Genomic DNA, 16,716 nt, shown 5'->3' on the forward strand with positions numbered 1-16,716 from the left:
TTTTCCAGTGCCATTACAATCTGTGTTACGGCGCGTTGGTTAAGACAGACTGAAGGTTTCGCCCGTGAATGCCTGGTTTGCTTCTGCAACAGGCGAGCACGCCAAGGCCTAGAACCTGTTGTCGCGGGGAAATCCATTTGGCGGCATTCGCCCCGCCGCCCCGCGCGCAGAGCGCCAGAAGGTCAGATCGGTTTCGCTGCGAGTACGCCCGCTGTCGCCGCCCATCGTCCAGCTCAGCCCTTGCGCCAGCACGAACGTCATCGCGTCGGATATGCCGCCATCGTTATACCGCTGGAATTGCACCCCCTGCCCCCGCGCCATCTCGGGCAGTTCCGCCAGCGCGAATACCAGCAGCCGCCGGTTCTCGCCGATCACCGCGACCGCATCGGCAATTGGATCGACCGCACGCACCACCTTCAGCTTCGCGCCCGCACGCGGCGTGACGACCGTCTTGCCCTTGCGCGTCTCGGCCAGCGTCTCCGCGATCTGTACGATGAAACCGCGTCCATCGCTCGCCACGACGAGAAGCTTGGTGGCCTGGCTGGCCCGGAACAGCCCCACGATCTCGACCTGCCCGTCGAGGTCGATCATCACCCGCACTGGCTCACCGAATCCACGCCCGCCTGGCAACTTGTCCGCGCCCAGCGTGAAAAACCGCCCGTTATCAGCGGCGAGCAGAATCTTGTCGGTGGTCTGCGCGGTGAGGTGGAACAGCGGGCCATCGCCTTCCTTAAATTTCACCGCCTCAATGCCAGCCGCGTCGAGATGCCCCTTCATCGCGCGGATCCAGCCGCGCTGCGACAGGATCACGGTGATCGGCTCACGCTCGATCATCGCCTCCATCGGAATCTCGCGCGCGGGCGCGGCCTCCTCAATGGTGGTGCGGCGCTTGCCGAGCGGTGTGTCGAGCCCGTAGCGATCGCGCAGCCGCCCGAAGTCCTTCTTCAGCCGGCGGCGCTGCGCGGCCGGTTCGGCGAGCAACTTTTCCAGCCCGACGCGCTCCTTCTCCAGCCCGTCGCGCTCCTTGCGGATTTCCATCTCCTCCAGCTTGCGCAATCGCCGCAGCCGCATGTCGAGGATCGCTTCGGCCTGGCGATCGGTCAGGCCGAACTCAGCGATCATCACCGGCTTGGGTTCATCCTCGGTGCGGATGATCTCGATCACCCGGTCGAGATTGAGGAACGCGATCAGATAGCCGTCGAGCAATTCCAGTCGGTCGGCGATCTTGCCGAGCCGGTGCTCGCTGCGACGGCGCAGGATGACGAACTGATGCTCGACCCACGCCAGCAATGCCTCGCGCAGACTCATCACTCGCGGCGTGCGTGTCTTGTCGAGTACGTTGAGGTTGAGGCTGAAACGCGATTCGAGGTCGGAAAGGCGGAACAGGCTTTCCATTAGCATCTGCGGATCGACCGTGCGGCTGCGCGGCTCGATTACCACGCGTATCTCGCTATCCGATTCGTCGCGGATGTCGGCGAGGATCGGCAGCTTCTTTTCGTTGATGATGCCGGCGATCTGCTCGATCAGCTTGCCTTTCTGCACGCCGTAGGGAATTTCGGTGACGACAGCGTTCCACACGCCGCGCCCCTGATCCTCGACATGCCAGCGCGCCCGCACGCGGAAACCGCCGCGCCCGATGCGGTAGGTCTCGGCAATGGCGGCGGGCGAATCGACGACGATGCCGCCGGTCGGGAAATCCGGCCCGCGTACCAGCCCGTTGACCGCCGCATCCTCCGCCTCCGGCTGATCGACCAGCAGGATCGCCGCCTCGTACAGCTCCGCCACGTTGTGCGGCGGGATGCTCGTCGCCATGCCGACCGCGATGCCGGCCGCACCATTCGCGAGCAGGTTCGGGAAGGCGCCGGGAAACAGCTCCGGCTCGTGATCCTCACCGTTATAGGTCGGCCGGTAATCGACCGCATCTTCGTCCAGCCCATCCATCAGGTCGATCGCGACCTGCGTCAGCTTGGCCTCGGTATACCGGTACGCGGCGGCGTTATCGCCGTCGATGTTGCCGAAATTGCCCTGCCCGTCGACGAGCGGGTAGCGCATCGCGAAATCCTGCGCGAGCCGCACCATCGCATCGTACACGGACTGATCGCCATGCGGATGATATTTGCCGATCACGTCGCCGACGACGCGCGCGCTCTTCTTGTACCCCTGCGCGGGGTCGAGCCGCAGCAGTCGCATCGCCCAGAGCAGTCGCCGGTGCACCGGCTTCAGCCCGTCACGGACATCCGGCAGCGAGCGCGCGGTGATCGTCGAAAGCGCGTAGACCAGATACCGGTCCGACAGCGCGCTATCGAACGGCGCGTCGAGGATGCCCACGGGCGGGTTGTCGGGCGGCAGGTCGGTGTTGGCCATACGTTCCGGTTAATCGGCTTTGCCGCGCGTGGGAAGTGGTTCCCGGCATCGATACCGAAGCGACGATTGCACGCCGCCGACGCATTCGATATAGCCCAAGCCTTCCCGCCCCGGCCGCGCGTCCGCGATGCCGGGGCCGATCATTTTAAGGGTAATGCCGCATGGCTCGCCGCCGCCAGATTTACGAGGGCAAGGCCAAGATCCTCTACGAGGGTCCGGAGCCGGGCACGCTGATCCAGTACTTCAAGGACGACGCGACCGCGTTCAATGCCCAGAAGAAGGGCACGATCAACGGCAAGGGTGTGCTCAACAACCGGATTTCCGAGCATATCTTCACCCTGCTCGGCAATATCGGCATCCCGACGCACTTCATCCGCCGCCTCAACATGCGCGAGCAGTTGATCCGCCAAGTCGAGATCGTGCCGATCGAGGTGGTCTGCCGCAACGTCATCGCCGGCAGCCTCGCCAAGCGGCTGGGTATGGAGGAAGGTGGCCAGCTTCCGCGTACCATCATCGAATATTACTACAAAGACGATGCGCTCGGCGACCCAATGGTTACCGACGAGCATATCGCCGCGTTCGGCTGGGCAAGCCAGGAGGAGATGCACGACATCGCCGATCTGGCGATCCGTGTGAATGATTTCCTGAGCGGCCTGTTCGCCGGGATCGGTATTCGCCTGGTCGACTTCAAGCTCGAGTTCGGCCGGATCTGGGACAATGATTTCGGCCGCATTATTCTGGCGGACGAGATCAGCCCGGACGGTTGCCGGCTGTGGGACATCGCCACCAACGAGAAGCTCGACAAGGACCGCTTCCGCCGCGACCTCGGCGGCGAGGTCGAGGCTTATCAGGAAGTCGCTCGCCGGTTAGGTCTGCTACCCGAGGGCGCTGACAACGCTGTGCTGGATCTGGAACAGCATCGGCAGAATCGCGGCAAGTAGATCCGGCGTCTTCGCCGGTGCCACGGGGTACCGGCGGCTGGACGCGGTTTCGGGCAAGCCGGACGTGCTATAGCCTCGCCACCGTGCACCTGTTCGCGACATAGCCGGCGCATCCAGGCGTCATGGCATTTCGCGGATGAGACAATACAGGCGCGCGATCGAAACAGGCGAACTGTCCGAAAGACTTGCGGCGCACCTTCGCCGCCGTCATAGCGGCGCCATCTTTTCCGTAAGCAGGACCATGCTCATGAAGCTCCGCATCTTCGTCACGCTGAAGCCGGGCGTGCTTGATCCGCAGGGGAAGGCCATCCACAAGGCGCTCGACAACCTTGGCTTCGCCGGCGTAAACGACGTTCGCCAGGGCAAGCTTATCGAACTCGATGTCGCGGATCAGACCGACGATGCCCAGATCGACGCGATGTGCCGCCAGTTGCTCGCGAACACGGTGATCGAAAACTACCGGGTCGAACGCGCATGAAGACGGCCGTCATCGTATTCCCCGGTTCTAACTGCGACCGCGACATCGCCGTCGCGCTGGAGCATGTGACGGGAGCAAAGCCAGAGATGGTGTGGCACGGCGACAGCGCCCTGCCCGACGGCGTTGGGCTCGTGGCGGTGCCGGGGGGCTTTTCCTACGGCGACTATCTGCGCTCCGGAGCAATCGCGGCGCGTTCGCCGATCATGCGCGCCGTTGTGGAGGCGGCCGACAACGGGCTGCCGGTACTCGGCATCTGCAACGGATTTCAGGTATTGACCGAGGCGGGTCTGCTGCCTGGCGCGCTGATGCGGAACGAGGGGCTGAACTTCGTATGCCGCCCGGCATCGCTGACGGTGGAGAACGCGCAGAGCGCCTTCACCTGTCGGTATACGGCGGGTGAGACGATTACGATTCCGGTCGCTCACCACGACGGCAATTATTTCGCCGATGCTGATACGCTTGATCGGCTTGAAGGCGAGGGACGCGTCGCGTTCCGCTATGCCGGCGCCGTCAATGGGTCGGCGCGCGGGATCGCAGGCGTTCTCAACGCCGGCGGCAACGTACTCGGGATGATGCCCCACCCGGAGCGCCGGATCGAAGCCGCACACGGCGGCGATGACGGGCGTCGGTTGTTCGAAGGTCTGCTCGAGACAGTCGGAGCGTAAGCGCTCAGGCCGTGGTGCGGTCGCGGCCCATGCGCTTGGCTTCGTAGAGCGCTTCGTCCGCCCTGCGCATCGCCTGCGCCAGCGTCCCATAATCACGCGCGACCGCCAGTCCGCAGGAGAAGGTGACCGGAAACCCAGGGCCTGCCTCCAAGGGATTGATGCGCAACCCGGCGCGTATCCTCTCGATCAGATCCCGGGCTTCGTCGAGCGCCGTATCGGGCAGCAGCACCGCGAATTCCTCGCCACCCCAACGCGCGCTCAGATCCGAGCGGCGCACGCCTCCCTCAAGCCGTTGCGCAAAGGCGCGCAACACGCGGTCGCCAGTGTCATGACCGAAGCGATCGTTTACTGTTTTGAAGTGATCAAGATCCAGCATCGCCATAACCGACGTTCGCTCGCGCTGGAGCAATGGCGCGACCGCATCAAGGAAGCCACGGCGATTGCGTAGACCGGTCAGCACGTCGGTCTCGGCCGCGTCGCTGAGCCGCTCGATGCGAGCCGTTGTCTCGGCCGCAGCATGTGAGACGCCCCGCAGCAGGTCTCCGATCAAATCTGCGCCACCTTCGGGCGCGGTTGCGATCCGTTCTCCTTTTTGAAGGGCGCGTAGCATGGCGGTCGCACGCGAAATCGGAGCAAGCAACGCCCAGACGGAGCCGATTGCGGCAGCGCTGCCGACAACGGTGGCGAGGAGCAACGGCACAAACACGCGCCAATCCCAACGGCCGAGTGCAACCTCGGTACCGCAGAACGCGATCAGCGGTAGATGCACTGCGACAAAGCACAGTGTGAACAACCGCAGGTGGAAGTTGCGCGGGAACAGAAAGCTCGTCGCCCGATAGAAACGCATTCAGTATCTCCCGGCGATGCTGACCCAGTCTTACCGGATTGGCCGCCGCAGGTACGTCACCATGGTTTCACAATCCTTAACGCAGCGTCAGGCAGTGCGATGCGGACGATGTACCGAAGCGCGGGATTTCAGACGCCCGTGCGAAATGGCGAAAAATCGGTTCCGCGATCATAAACGTCCAAGCCCTCGCGTCTTTTGAGGAAAGCGACAACCAAATAGGTCGCGGGCGTCAACAAAACCTCCCAACTCACCTTCAGGACAAACTGGCTGAGCATCACAGTCAGCATGGCCTGCAAAGGCCAGTCGGGCAGCCCGTAAAACGCGAGTGGATAGAAAACGAGGCTGTCCGTCCCTTCCCCGATGATCGTGGAGCCGATCGTGCGGGTCCACAGCCACTTACCGTCCGTCAGAATCTTCATGCGCGCGAGCACGTAGGAATTGAGCAGGTCGCCGACCCAGAAGGCGCAGAGCGAAGCAAAAGCAATCCGCCCGCCGATACCGACGCTGACATACGGAAACCCCGCAATAAGGTGCGGTGGCGCACCGAACACATATTCATAATGCGCCTGCCCCGCCCAGTCCGCTGCGGGCGGCAGCGCCACCGTCGTCCACTCCATCACCACCAGGAACGCCATGGCCGCGAAGCCTGCCCACACGACGCGCCGAGCGCGGGCGTAGCCGTAAACCTCGGTCAGCACGTCATCGAGAATATAGGACAGCGGAAAGAACAGGATGCCCGCACCAAACGGCCAAAGCCCGATGACCGGCAAGTCGATCACCGCGCGCTTGCCAGCGCCGACGACGTTCGACAGCACGAGGATGACCACGAACGCGACCATGACAAAGTCGTAATAGCGCAGTTGCCTGCCGCGCAGATCGGCGGCCGTCACCTTGTCGAGCATGATAGCGCGCCCCTTTCACGCGGCGAATGTCATATCGCCGTTTCGCAATCCCGCAAATCCCGCTAACCGGGATACAGCGCGCGCCCGTAGCTCAGTTGGATAGAGCAAGGAGCTTCTACCTCCTTGGTCGGGGGTTCGAATCCCTCCGGGCGCGCCAAGACCTTGTCGGACCGGCGCATGGCGAAGAAGAAGCGTTACCTCACCGCGACGATGTCGGACGGCTATGTCAAGACGATCGGGCCGACAGCGGCGCCGTTCACCCACTACTGGCGCATCGTCGCCGAGATCGAGGGGCGCCGTCCGGAGGTGTTCTGGGGCCACGCCCGCTCGCTCAAGGAAGCGAGCGGCAAGACCACCGCAGCGCGCGAGGCTGCCACGCAACGCGGCTGGAAAAGCTATGCGTTCGAGATCGTCGCGCTGACCGAGACGCTGGCCTGAGACACGCGACAACGCCGTCGCCGCGTCCTGCCTTACTCGATTGGCTCGGTTAACGGTTCGGGCGGCAACGGCTCCGCTGGCATGGTTGACCGCGCAGCGGCGCCGGTCATGCTCTCCAGCACGCCATCGCGACGGATCAACCCGTGAAACAGGGCCGCGCCGACATGCCCCAGGATCAGCAAGAAGAAGGCATAGGCGAACAGCCCGTGCGCATAGCGAAGCCAGCCATAGAGCAGCGGTTCATGCGGCAGGATCGGCGGTAACGCGGCGCCCTTCCACAGCAGCACAGGGTAGCCGCCAGCCGACTGCATACCCCATCCGATCAGCGGCATCGCGATCATCAGGCCATACAGCAGATAGTGTGATCCCGTTGCACCGGCCGCCATCAGCGGCGGGAGATCGGCGGGAAGCGGTGGCGGACGGTGGGTTAGCCGGACTGCGAGCCGTACTAGCGCGAGCACCAGGATCGCGATGCCGATCGGCCGATGCCATGCGAGAAGTTCGGGGTACCGCGCGGTTGTCGTCGACACCATACCGGCACCGATCAGCAGCATCGCCAGGATCAGTCCCGCCATCGTCCAGTGCAGCACGCGGGCCGGGAGCGCGAAAACGTCCGGGCGGCTCATCGGCTCGCCTCCTGGCTGATCGCGTCCGGGTGCGGACCCTCTATAGTGCGCCTGCGGAACGACGCGGAGTAAGCAGCGGACCGGGCCGGCAACAGCGGATCGTCCGAAGCGGCGACGCCGCGTGGCAGGATCAGCGGATCGAAATTATAATCACGGCAGTCGCCGGCCGCTTCCGTCGCGGCGTGATCGAGCACCAGCGTTCCGACATCGACCTCGCGATGCGGCCCGGTCCAAAGCACGGTGGCATTGTCGGTGCGATCGCCGGGATTTGCGAGCGTCACCATCATGTGCCACTTAAGCGGACCCTTTGCGATCCGCGATCGCGCTTCGTCGAACAGCGCGTTAGAGGGTAGCGCGTCAAGCTTTGCCTTGTCGAGCGCGCTGAACGCGGCCTCCGGCACAAAGCGCCAGCGCACGGGTCGGGTTACCCCTGCGGCGTCGACAAAGCGGAAGGCGTCGATACTGTAGTAGGTGCCGTTGGCGAAACTCGACGGCAGTGGCGCGCTTTTCATGTACGCGAGAAACGCTTGCGTTTCAGGATGTGCGGCCGCGAAAGCCTTAACGCGCATCGGATCGGGCTTACCCGTCTTCGGATCGGGCACGCTCGCCTGCTGGAGCGCGACGAAATCTGCCGGGTTCGAGACGATGAAGATCGGGGTATGATCGATCGCCATCCGCCATTCTTCACCGCCGGGCAACGCGAAGCGAAGGCCGAGCGCATGGAACACGTTGCGCCCGTCGGTGGCGAGCGGGTTGCCGCCGCCGGTCGAGAACCGGCCGATCACCGGCACACTGCCGCGCGGGAACAGCGCGGCGCGCGAAACCGCGACGCCGGCACCATTCGCCTCGAACTGGCCCGACACGCACAGCCCCTTGGCGTGCGCGCGGCGGAAACCGGGATAGACCTTGCCGTTCGCGGCCTGGAGCACGTCGGCGACAGCGCTGCCACTGATCCGCTCCGGCGAAAGAAACCCGGCTACCCAGGCGAACACCAGCACCGCCGCACCTAAGATGGCGGCGATGATTCCCAGGCGAGCGATGGTCTGACCGGACGTTGGCATAGGCGACACCTTCGGATCGGATCGAACCGATCTACGCCGCAACGGCTATTGATCCAAGTCCGAAACGATCGTGCGTCGCGACTATCAGCATTGCACCCCAACCCGGCTTGCGCTATGCGCCCGCGCTTCCAGAGCGACAGCAATGGGAATCGTTGCGGGAGGGTGCGTTCAGACGTGCCCGACTGAACCGCTAGACTTGATCCGGGTTCGCCACCGCGCGCGCCCAGATGGAAAGAGAGTGACATGGCAAAGAAGATTACCGGATACATCAAGCTGCAGGTTCCTGCAGGCAAGGCGAATCCCTCGCCGCCGATCGGCCCTGCGCTGGGTCAGCGCGGCGTGAACATCATGGAGTTCTGCAAGCAGTTCAACGCCTCGACGGGCAATGAGGAAGTCGGCACGCCGCTGCCGACCGTCATCACCGTCTATGCCGACCGCAGCTTCTCGTTCGAGACCAAGACGCCGCCGGCGACCTACCTCATCAAGAAGGCCGCCGGCCTGAAGTCGGGTTCGAAGGAGCCGGGCAAGACGGTGGCGGGCAAGATCGCCCGCTCGAAGCTGTCGGAAATCGCGCAGGCCAAGATGAAGGATCTGAACGCGAACGATATCGAAGCGGCAACGCGCATCATCGAGGGCTCGGCCCGCGCGATGGGCCTCGAAGTGACGGAGGGCTGATTCCATGGCAAAGCTGACCAAGAAGGCGAAGACCCTCGCCACCGCGATCGACCGCGACAAGCTGTACGGCATCAACGAGGCGATCGACCTCGCGCGTGCCAACGCCACCTCGAAGTTCGACGAGACGATCGAAGTCGCGCTGAACCTCGGCGTCGATCCGCGCCACGCCGACCAGATGGTCCGCGGCGTCGTCACGCTGCCTAAGGGCACTGGCAAGACCGTGCGCGTCGGCGTGTTCGCCAAGGGCGCGAAGGCGGAGGAGGCGCTCGCCGCCGGTGCCGACGTCGTCGGTGCGGAAGACCTGATGGAAATCGTGCAGGGCGGCAAGATCGATTTCGATCGCTGCATCGCGACGCCGGACATGATGGGCGTCGTCGGCCGGCTCGGCAAGATTCTGGGTCCGAAGGGCCTGATGCCGAACCCGAAGCTCGGCACCGTTACGATGAACGTCGCGCAGGCGGTCAAGGACGCCAAGGGAGGCCAGATCGAATACCGCGTCGAGAAGGCCGGCATCATCCATTCGGGCATCGGCAAGGCGTCGTTCCCGGCGGAAGATCTGCGCGCAAACTTCGACGCGCTGGTCGATGCGGTTGTCAAGGCGAAGCCGTCGGGCGCCAAGGGCAAGTATGTTCGCAAGGTCGCCGTCAGCTCGACGATGGGCGCGGGCATCAAGGTCGACACAGCCGAGGTGAGCGCGGCGTAAGCCACGTTCCCCAGCTGATGTAACGAAGGGCCGGGAGAGCGATCTCCCGGCCCTTTTCGTATTCCTCATCGGCTCTTTACTAAACCGTGTTCAGCGCAGCGCCGCCGCACTCAGCCGCCGACAATCGAGCGGCGCGAAGACAGGGCGCGGCGGAGCATCGTCACCAAAGCCGAGCGCGTCCTTGATCGAGCGGCCAAGCGCCTTGAAAATACCGCCGACACTCGGTTTGCCCGATGCGGTGCCGCTCCCCGCGATTACGATCGACGGTTTGCTGAGGGTGCCGCCAAGCCGGATCGGATCGACGATGCGTAGCGCTGGATTGCCCCGCGTGCGCCCCGCAAGCGTCAGCGCGATCGTCTCGTCCGCAAGGTTGATCCGCCCGCTGCCGTGACCGACCGCATTGCCGGTGTCGATCGCCAGCGGGTCCGGCGTCAGGATACCACCGCGTGCGCGGAAATCGGCGACCAGGCAGCGAAGCGGCTCGCGGTCGGACGGGTTAAGGATCGCCTGCTGGATCGTCCCGCCGAGATCCTGCCCCAGCACGTCCGCAACCGTCGCCTTGATCGTACCGTGGTTAGACACGATCGCCGCCCTGCCATCGGCATGGCTCAGCGCCGCTCGCAAGGTGTCGCCCTCTCCCGACAGCGCGATGCGGCCGCGCAGGATGCCCGCCACATCGTCGGGCATGCCGATCAACGTGTCGAGCGCCACCCCCTCCAGCCGGAGGTCGGTCGACAGCTTGGGGCGCCCGCTACGGTGATCCACCCGGAGCAGCCCGGTCATCTGCCCGCCTCCTAGCGTGGCGACGATATGATCGACGCTCAGTACACGGTGATCGAGGTTGAGACGCCCGGCGAGGCTGCGGAATACGGTGCCGCCGCTCGCCAGCAGCCGGTCGATCCGAACCGTCAGCGTGCCGTCGGTGCGCGCGAGGTGGGACAGGTTGATTGGCGTCGGCGGCAGGATGCGTGGTCCGATTGCCGCGCGGCTGGCGGCGGACCGCGCTCGTCCGGCGGCATCGGAGAGATCGTCGAAATCGAACTGACTGGCCCGGAAACCGCCGTCGATCCGGGTGCGGCCATCGCGCTTCAGAACGCTAGCCTTGCCGACGAAGCGGGAGCGACCGACCCCGCCGCCGATCCGGTCGAGATACCAATCACGGCCGTCGTGCCGCACCTCGCCGATCAGCGCGATCGGCTGCGTGCCGAACAGCCCCGCCTCGATCACCCGGTCCAAATTCTTCAGCGTTGGCGCTCGCGCGGTCATGGTGGCGTGGAATCGGTGGGTGTTGAGCACACCGTCGGTAGCGCCCCTTGCGTCGAGATCCAGCGCGGGGGACGCCAGATGAACTTCAACTGGCCAGGGTGCCGCCGGGTCCACGCCATCGATGGGACCGCCGCGTAAATCCAGCCGAGCAGGCGTGTCGAGAAAGGTGCCGTTCGCTGCGAGCCGCAATCCGGCTGCGCCCATCGCATCGAATGGGCCGGCTACGAACAGCCTACGCCTCATATCGCGCAGGCTAAGATGGCCGTCGCGAATGACGAGGCGGGTGAAGGCCGGTCCGTGCGTGGCTACGCGAGTGTTATGCGCGTGCTGGCTTTTCCAGTTGGAGCGGCCGTGCGCATCGCGGACCAACGCAACCGTCAATCCGTCGATCGTCACCGCATCGGGATGCACTTCCCCGAACAGCAGTCGCAGCACCGGCAGGCGGACCGTCACCAATCGCGCGGTCAAGAAATCGCCACCACGGACCCATGTGGGCTGGGCGATCCGCAGATCGTTGATGGAAATGTCGGGCGCGTAGGAGAACACCTGCTTGCGGCTGATCGAGCCAATATGAACTGCCGCGCCAAATTGAGCGGCGATGCGCGCCTCCAGCACCGGGCGAAGCAGACCGAACGGTAGCATGCCCAATGCAAGGACGAACAATGCGACAACGAGCAGCAAAGCCGCGCCGGCCAGTCCCACCCGGCTTAGGAGCGACCGCGTCGCCGGTGTCATCGCCATGCTGCAATCACCCTTTTCATACTGCCAACTGCAGGAACCGAATGTCTGATTTACGATCGCGTCGGCTGGACAGCGCGGACCGTTCCTCGCTATCGGCCCGGCATGGCAGTTATCGCAACCATCATGAACACGGCCACCGGCCAACCCATTCAGAAAATGACGTTCGGGCGCATGCCCAAGCCATGGGCATCCTTCAACCTCGCGACCGGTGAACTGGTGACGGCGGACCGGGTAGAGGTGGGCAAGCCCGCGCCCGGCAAGGTGGTCGTGCCGGTGTCGGTGTGGGTGACGGTGAAGGCGGCAGGTTAAGGGGCCGGTTGGCCCGGCCCCCCTCTCCTGACTTGCAGCCCTGCGCCGTAGCAGGGCAAACCGTTCAAACCCGTGATGCGCTAAGCCGATCCAGTCGCATGGGCAATGCTGTGTTCAGTTATAAGCCGGGTTTACGTGTAAATACTTAGCGGTGGTGACCGTTCGGCGACAATTTCGTGCGGACTGGCGTGTCCGATGCCCCGGCGGGCCGGTTCAGTGATGCTGGCAGGGCGTCGGTTGACTTACCGCCGTCTCCCTGTATGAGCGCGATCTCAACCCGACAGGCGTTCGCGCCCGCCGGGTCCGTCCGAGACAGTAGGTGCGCCGGGTTTGCCGTCGCTTAATCTCCTACCGAGACGGGGAATGGTATTTCGGCTGGTGCGCAAGCCCCTGCCCTCGGTCCGTAGCGACGTGTCGCCGGTCCGCCAAACCCCATCGCTGGACAGCCCCCGTCGGCACGCGATCCTTTGGTCGTGCGCTTGCGGGTTAACCGGCCCGTCGCTTGCGGCGGGTCCAACGTGGAGAATGGCATGGATCGTGCTCAAAAGACCGAGCTCGTCGCCGAGCTGAACCGCACTTTTGCCGAAGTCGGCGCGGTGATCGTCACCCGCAACCTCGGCATGACCGTCGCGCAGTCGACCAAACTGCGCAACGCCATGCGGGATGCTGGCGCGAGCTACAAGGTCTCGAAGAACAAGCTTGCCAGGATCGCGCTCGACGGCACCGACTACACCGGTCTGGGCGACATGCTCACCGGTCCGGTCGGTCTCGCCACCTCCATCGATCCCGTCGCGGCCGCCAAGGTGGCCGTCGACTTTGCGAAGACGAACGACAAGTTCGAAATCGTGGGCGGATCGATGGGCGCGACCGTCCTCGACGTGGAAGGCGTGAAAGCGCTGGCGACGATGCCGTCGCTGGATGAACTGCGTGCCAAGATCATCGGCCTGCTTGTTGCCCCGGCAACCAAGCTCGCGACGATCACGCAGGCTCCGGCGGCCCAGCTCGCCCGCGTTCTCGCGGCTTACGCCGACAAGGACAAGGAAGGCGCGGACGCCTGATCGGCATCCGCTTCGAGATTTCACACTGAACAGACCGGGGCGACGCCCCAAGATGGAGACTACACATGGCTGACCTGAACGCGCTCGTTGAGAGCCTGAGCGAACTGACCGTCCTCGAAGCCGCTGAGCTTTCGAAGATGCTCGAAGAGAAGTGGGGCGTTTCGGCTGCCGCTGCTGTTGCAGCAGCACCTGCCGCTGCTGGCGGCGCTGCTGCCCCGGCTGCTGAAGAGCAGACCGAATTCGACGTCATCCTGACCGGCGACGGTGGCAAGAAGATCAACGTCATCAAGGAAGTCCGCGCGATCACCTCGCTCGGCCTGACCGAAGCCAAGACGCTGGTCGAGTCGGCTCCGAAGGCCGTCAAGGAAGGCGTGTCGAAGGACGAGGCTGCCAAGATCAAGGCACAGCTCGAAGCCGCCGGCGCGACTGTCGAAGTCAAGTAAGCCGCAGCGGGGGATGCGGTTTGGCGTTACCAAATCGCCCCTCCCGCAAGGCCGGCCGGCGCGAGCAAAGCTCGCGTCCGACGTCACGGGCTTCGCCCGTGACGGTTTGCCAAACAGAAAGGGGCGGCATCCACACGGATGCCGCCCCTTTCTGCGTTGATGGATAGCGTCGCGCGTTAACCGGCTTCGGCAGCGTCAAGCGCCACGCCGGCTTTGCCAGCCGCGCGCGTGGCGGCGAAATAGCCACTCGCTTGCATCACCACCGCGAGCCAGCCGACCAGCAGCGAGTCGGCGATCAGCACCGTCCACAGCAACCGCTTCGGGCCGAGAATGGCAAGCGCCGCAAACGCGTAATGCGGGACCATCAGTGGTAGCATCGCGGCGAGCGAAAAGACGAACGTCCACGGCACGTGCCGGCGCATGATCGCCACCGAAGCGCGTGGACCAACCTTCGCGTTGCCGAGCACTGCCGCCACGCCCCACGCCAGCATCAGGATGCCGATCCCCGTGGCGACCAAGAACCCGGCGATCGTCACCGCCATATTCGCCGGCAGCGCGAACACTTGTATCGCCGCGACGGCGAGCTGAACCGTGACGAACCCCGCAAACATGCGCAGCGCGTGCGGGTCGGCGCGCACCGCACGGGCCGGATCACGCCACGCGAGATAGCGCACGATCCAATAGCCCGGCAGGACCAGCGCGAGGACCTTGACCATGCCGAACCCCATCCGCCACGCGTCATGTTCATGCAGGCGAGCGGCGGCGGGGCTGGCGTACAGGCCGATGCGGACCTCTACGGCATGCTGGAGCAGTTCGAACGCTACGGGGACCAGCGCGAGCAACGGACACGCGACGATGAAGGCGATGCTGCCGCGATAGGTCGCTGTGAGCGCGTGCCGGAACCTCATGCCTCGTCCTCCTCGATGGCGATGAGCAGGTCGCCGGGCTGGCACTCGAGCACGCGACAGATCGCCTCCAGTGTCGAAAATCGGATCGCCTTGGCCTTGCCGGTCTTGAGGACAGACAGGTTGGCGAGCGTGATGCCGACGGCTTCGGAAAGATCGGTGAGCGACATGCGGCGGGCGTGCAGCATATCGTCGAGCCTGACGCGGATCGGCATGTCAGACGGTCCCGGCGAGATCGTCGCGCATCGCCGCGCCGCGCGCGAATACATGGGCGAGCACGAATGCGACCAGCACCGACAGCCATCCGCCGACCGACGGCGTCCAGGTCAGCACGTCGATATGCAGGGAGGCCAGCCAGAACTCCAAGCCGCCGAGCGCCGTATCAAGCACTTGCAGCGCGAGCATCGCCCAGGCGATGGTGCGCACCCGCGCGGCATTGTCCGGCAGGAACGGATCGCCGCGACGCAGGCTGGCGAGGATCGCGGCCAATGCGGTGAACAAACGATACACGGCCCACACCGCGATCAGCCCTATCGCCAGCACCAGCCGGATGCCGGTCAACCCTGCGAAAGCCACGGTGGGATCGTGGTATTTCCCCAGCAACCGCGCCATCAGCAACGTCCCGGCCGGCCAGCTTACCAAGAGAGCGGCGGCAAAACCGACACCTGCAGCCACGTTAAGAACCGCCAGCACCCGTACCACCGTTGCCGTGCCCGATATCACCGAATCGCGTGCCATCGCTTTCCCCTTTGGTTGGGGAATATGCTAGGTAGTTTATCGATTACCGGCAAGTTACATATCGAATATCGATATTAGATGACCCGTGAGACGGTGAACGGAAGCTGCCGTACGCGGTCATACATGCGCGGCGCGCCATCGAGGCGGAACGGCCCGAGCTTGGTATCGGCGCCGCGATCGACGCCGACGACGAAGGACGCCGCGCTCTGCCCATTCCCGCCGTCCCAGCCGTAGTGCAGATTGACGGTCATCACCGGCACGAACAGCACCCTGTCCTCCCCCGCGCCCTGGATCGGCAGCGGCGGCATCGCGCCACGCGGCAGCATCGCGGTGCCCTCCAGCGCGGCGGAGGCTCCGGCGGCGAGGTCGAACCGCGCCACCGCCGGCGGCCCGAGCGGCCCGGCGAACAGCGCGTCGAGCGCGGCCTCCAGCCCCGGCCCGACGCCGAACAATCGCATATCGAGCGCGACATCGCGTGCATCCACATCGCCGGCATTACGCAGGATGACGCGGTATTCGACGGCGGCGCTGAGCAGGTTGGTACCGGCGCGCTTCACTTCCAACGCGATCTCGACATGCGGGCGCGGCGCGGCGACTTCCACCAACGGAGACGGCGCGGGCGGTGCTGCCGGAATGACCGGCGGCGGTGGCGGCGAGGCGACCGGCTGTGGTTCGATTACGTCTGTCTCACGTCCGCGCCGGCGCAAGATCAGCAGCGCAGCCGCCAGCGCCACCACGGCAAGACCGAGCACCCAATATAGCCAACCACCCGATCGTGGTTCGGTCGCCGGCGCAGCGGCTACTGGCGTCGGCGTGGGCGACGGCGACAGGCTTGGCGTGGGGGCCGGCGTCGGGCTGGGAGCGATCGTTGGGGTTGCGCTTGGTGTCGGCACGGCAACCGCGGCGGTCGGTTCGGCGGCCGGCGTCGGCTGCGGCGTGGGGCGCACCTTCGGGCGCGCGGGCGGCGGTGTCGTAGTCACCGGCGGCGCCAGTGGCGCCGGGGACGGGATCGCCACCGGTGTCGCGGTGGGCGTGGGGCGCGGAAGTGGCGCGATCTTCGGCTCGGGCGTCACCAGCGGTGTCGGGCGATCGGGTTGCGCGGGCAGCCGGTAATCGTCGAGGCCGGGCACCGTCGCGGGCGCCTGCACGTTCTGCGTCTGGGCGATGGCAGCGGATGCGGGCATCACCAGCATGATGGCACCGACCCGGCGGCCCACAGTCATTACAGAAATCACGAGCGTCGCCCCGGTGCCATCATCAGGTCACCGCAATACGACCGCATCCGTATAAGACAAGCATCCCGGCGACGAGGCGAGTTCGCCTCACTACCAGCCACCGCGTTTGTTCCGGGCGAGTGGTTTGACAGAATCCAACACCGCGCCTATATGGCTGACTTCGCCACAGCTTTCGGGAAATGACATGCCGTCGCGCAGCATGTCGATCGAATAGAAAGTCGTGGTTCAACGAGGACGCCGAGAAGCTGCTGTTTTCCCGAACCGGAGGACAAGCGGCTTTTTGCGTCTTTCGGCGTGCCCGCCCGGGCGATCCGGGCACGA

Annotated in this window: 19 protein-coding genes and 1 tRNA gene; 10 read left to right on the top strand and 10 right to left on the bottom strand. The window is 65.0% G+C overall.

The window, feature by feature from the left end; genetic code table 11:
• Positions 1-108: 108 nt before the first annotated feature.
• Entirely contained in the window at positions 109-2,364 is a 2,256-nt protein-coding gene (gene parC, locus OXR00_RS04725; protein ID WP_267386897.1) for a DNA topoisomerase IV subunit A, read from the bottom strand.
• Between the two features lie 161 nt (positions 2,365-2,525).
• On the opposite strand from parC, the gene purC reads away from it, so the two are divergent.
• From purC to purQ, 3 genes are all read left to right on the top strand, one after another.
• Positions 2,526-3,305 carry a phosphoribosylaminoimidazolesuccinocarboxamide synthase gene (gene purC, locus OXR00_RS04730; RefSeq protein ID WP_242146702.1) on the top strand — a complete coding sequence of 260 codons (780 nt, stop codon included), beginning with the start codon at positions 2,526-2,528 and terminating at the stop codon, positions 3,303-3,305.
• Between the two features lie 247 nt (positions 3,306-3,552).
• Positions 3,553-3,783, top strand: a complete 231-nt coding sequence (purS, locus tag OXR00_RS04735; protein ID WP_242146704.1) for a phosphoribosylformylglycinamidine synthase subunit PurS — start codon at positions 3,553-3,555, stop codon at positions 3,781-3,783.
• On the top strand, positions 3,780-4,448 hold the full coding sequence (gene purQ / locus OXR00_RS04740; RefSeq protein ID WP_267386898.1) for a phosphoribosylformylglycinamidine synthase subunit PurQ: 669 nt from the start codon (positions 3,780-3,782) through the stop codon (positions 4,446-4,448). The genes purS and purQ overlap by 4 nt, the downstream gene beginning before the upstream one ends.
• A gap of 4 nt (positions 4,449-4,452) precedes the next feature.
• Here purQ and OXR00_RS04745 read toward each other — a convergent pair whose 3' ends face one another.
• Together OXR00_RS04745 and OXR00_RS04750 are read right to left on the bottom strand one after the other, a co-directional pair.
• Entirely contained in the window at positions 4,453-5,295 is an 843-nt protein-coding gene (locus OXR00_RS04745) for a GGDEF domain-containing protein (RefSeq protein WP_267386899.1), read from the bottom strand.
• 128 nt (positions 5,296-5,423) lie between these two features.
• On the bottom strand, positions 5,424-6,197 hold the full coding sequence (locus tag OXR00_RS04750) for a queuosine precursor transporter (protein WP_267386900.1): 774 nt from the start codon (positions 6,195-6,197) through the stop codon (positions 5,424-5,426).
• Positions 6,198-6,277: 80 nt separating this feature from the next.
• Here OXR00_RS04750 and OXR00_RS04755 point away from each other — a divergent pair.
• Positions 6,278-6,354 (top strand) — tRNA-Arg (locus tag OXR00_RS04755).
• 20 nt (positions 6,355-6,374) lie between these two features.
• Positions 6,375-6,635, top strand: a complete 261-nt coding sequence (locus OXR00_RS04760; protein WP_267387149.1) for a hypothetical protein — start codon at positions 6,375-6,377, stop codon at positions 6,633-6,635.
• 32 nt (positions 6,636-6,667) lie between these two features.
• On the opposite strand, the gene OXR00_RS04765 is transcribed toward OXR00_RS04760, so the two are convergent.
• Both OXR00_RS04765 and OXR00_RS04770 read right to left on the bottom strand, forming a co-directional pair.
• Positions 6,668-7,261 carry a cytochrome b/b6 domain-containing protein gene (locus OXR00_RS04765; RefSeq protein WP_267386901.1) on the bottom strand — a complete coding sequence of 198 codons (594 nt, stop codon included), beginning with the start codon at positions 7,259-7,261 and terminating at the stop codon, positions 6,668-6,670.
• The gene (locus OXR00_RS04770) at positions 7,258-8,322 is read right to left on the bottom strand and encodes a catalase family peroxidase (RefSeq protein WP_267386902.1); all 1,065 of its coding nucleotides are present in this window, start codon (positions 8,320-8,322) and stop codon (positions 7,258-7,260) included. Before OXR00_RS04770 ends, OXR00_RS04765 begins: the two co-directional genes overlap by 4 nt.
• A 243-nt stretch (positions 8,323-8,565) precedes the next feature.
• On the opposite strand from OXR00_RS04770, the gene rplK reads away from it, so the two are divergent.
• Together rplK and rplA are read left to right on the top strand one after the other, a co-directional pair.
• Positions 8,566-8,997 carry a 50S ribosomal protein L11 gene (rplK, locus tag OXR00_RS04775; protein WP_242146715.1) on the top strand — a complete coding sequence of 144 codons (432 nt, stop codon included), beginning with the start codon at positions 8,566-8,568 and terminating at the stop codon, positions 8,995-8,997.
• A 4-nt stretch (positions 8,998-9,001) separates the two neighbouring features.
• Entirely contained in the window at positions 9,002-9,700 is a 699-nt protein-coding gene (gene rplA, locus OXR00_RS04780; RefSeq protein ID WP_267386903.1) for a 50S ribosomal protein L1, read from the top strand.
• A 90-nt stretch (positions 9,701-9,790) separates the two neighbouring features.
• On the opposite strand, the gene OXR00_RS04785 is transcribed toward rplA, so the two are convergent.
• The gene (locus tag OXR00_RS04785) at positions 9,791-11,707 is read right to left on the bottom strand and encodes an AsmA-like C-terminal region-containing protein (RefSeq protein ID WP_267386904.1); all 1,917 of its coding nucleotides are present in this window, start codon (positions 11,705-11,707) and stop codon (positions 9,791-9,793) included.
• Between the two features lie 102 nt (positions 11,708-11,809).
• On the opposite strand from OXR00_RS04785, the gene OXR00_RS04790 reads away from it, so the two are divergent.
• The 3 genes from OXR00_RS04790 (at position 11,810) to rplL (ending at position 13,517) form a co-directional block, all read left to right on the top strand.
• Complete coding sequence (locus OXR00_RS04790; RefSeq protein WP_267386905.1) at positions 11,810-12,016, top strand: hypothetical protein; 207 nt, start codon at positions 11,810-11,812, stop codon at positions 12,014-12,016.
• 530 nt (positions 12,017-12,546) lie between these two features.
• Positions 12,547-13,074 carry a 50S ribosomal protein L10 gene (gene rplJ / locus OXR00_RS04795; RefSeq protein WP_242147164.1) on the top strand — a complete coding sequence of 176 codons (528 nt, stop codon included), beginning with the start codon at positions 12,547-12,549 and terminating at the stop codon, positions 13,072-13,074.
• Between the two features lie 65 nt (positions 13,075-13,139).
• The gene (gene rplL / locus OXR00_RS04800) at positions 13,140-13,517 is read left to right on the top strand and encodes a 50S ribosomal protein L7/L12 (RefSeq protein ID WP_242146724.1); all 378 of its coding nucleotides are present in this window, start codon (positions 13,140-13,142) and stop codon (positions 13,515-13,517) included.
• Between the two features lie 176 nt (positions 13,518-13,693).
• Here the strand turns inward: rplL and OXR00_RS04805 are convergent, their stop codons facing one another.
• From OXR00_RS04805 to OXR00_RS04820, 4 genes are all read right to left on the bottom strand, one after another.
• Positions 13,694-14,425, bottom strand: a complete 732-nt coding sequence (locus tag OXR00_RS04805; protein WP_267386907.1) for a hypothetical protein — start codon at positions 14,423-14,425, stop codon at positions 13,694-13,696.
• Positions 14,422-14,637 (bottom strand): helix-turn-helix transcriptional regulator, encoded by a 216-nt coding sequence (locus OXR00_RS04810; protein ID WP_242146728.1) that lies wholly within the window; start codon positions 14,635-14,637, stop codon positions 14,422-14,424. The genes OXR00_RS04805 and OXR00_RS04810 overlap by 4 nt, the downstream gene beginning before the upstream one ends.
• A gap of 1 nt (position 14,638) precedes the next feature.
• Positions 14,639-15,160: a DUF2975 domain-containing protein gene (locus tag OXR00_RS04815; protein ID WP_267386908.1), complete on the bottom strand. Its 522-nt coding sequence runs from the start codon at positions 15,158-15,160 to the stop codon at positions 14,639-14,641.
• Between the two features lie 74 nt (positions 15,161-15,234).
• On the bottom strand, positions 15,235-16,383 hold the full coding sequence (locus tag OXR00_RS04820) for a hypothetical protein (protein ID WP_267386909.1): 1,149 nt from the start codon (positions 16,381-16,383) through the stop codon (positions 15,235-15,237).
• Positions 16,384-16,716 lie beyond the last annotated feature (333 nt).

The organism is Sphingomonas sp. GC_Shp_3 (assembly GCF_026540945.1).
Taxonomy (GTDB): domain Bacteria; phylum Pseudomonadota; class Alphaproteobacteria; order Sphingomonadales; family Sphingomonadaceae; genus Sphingomonas.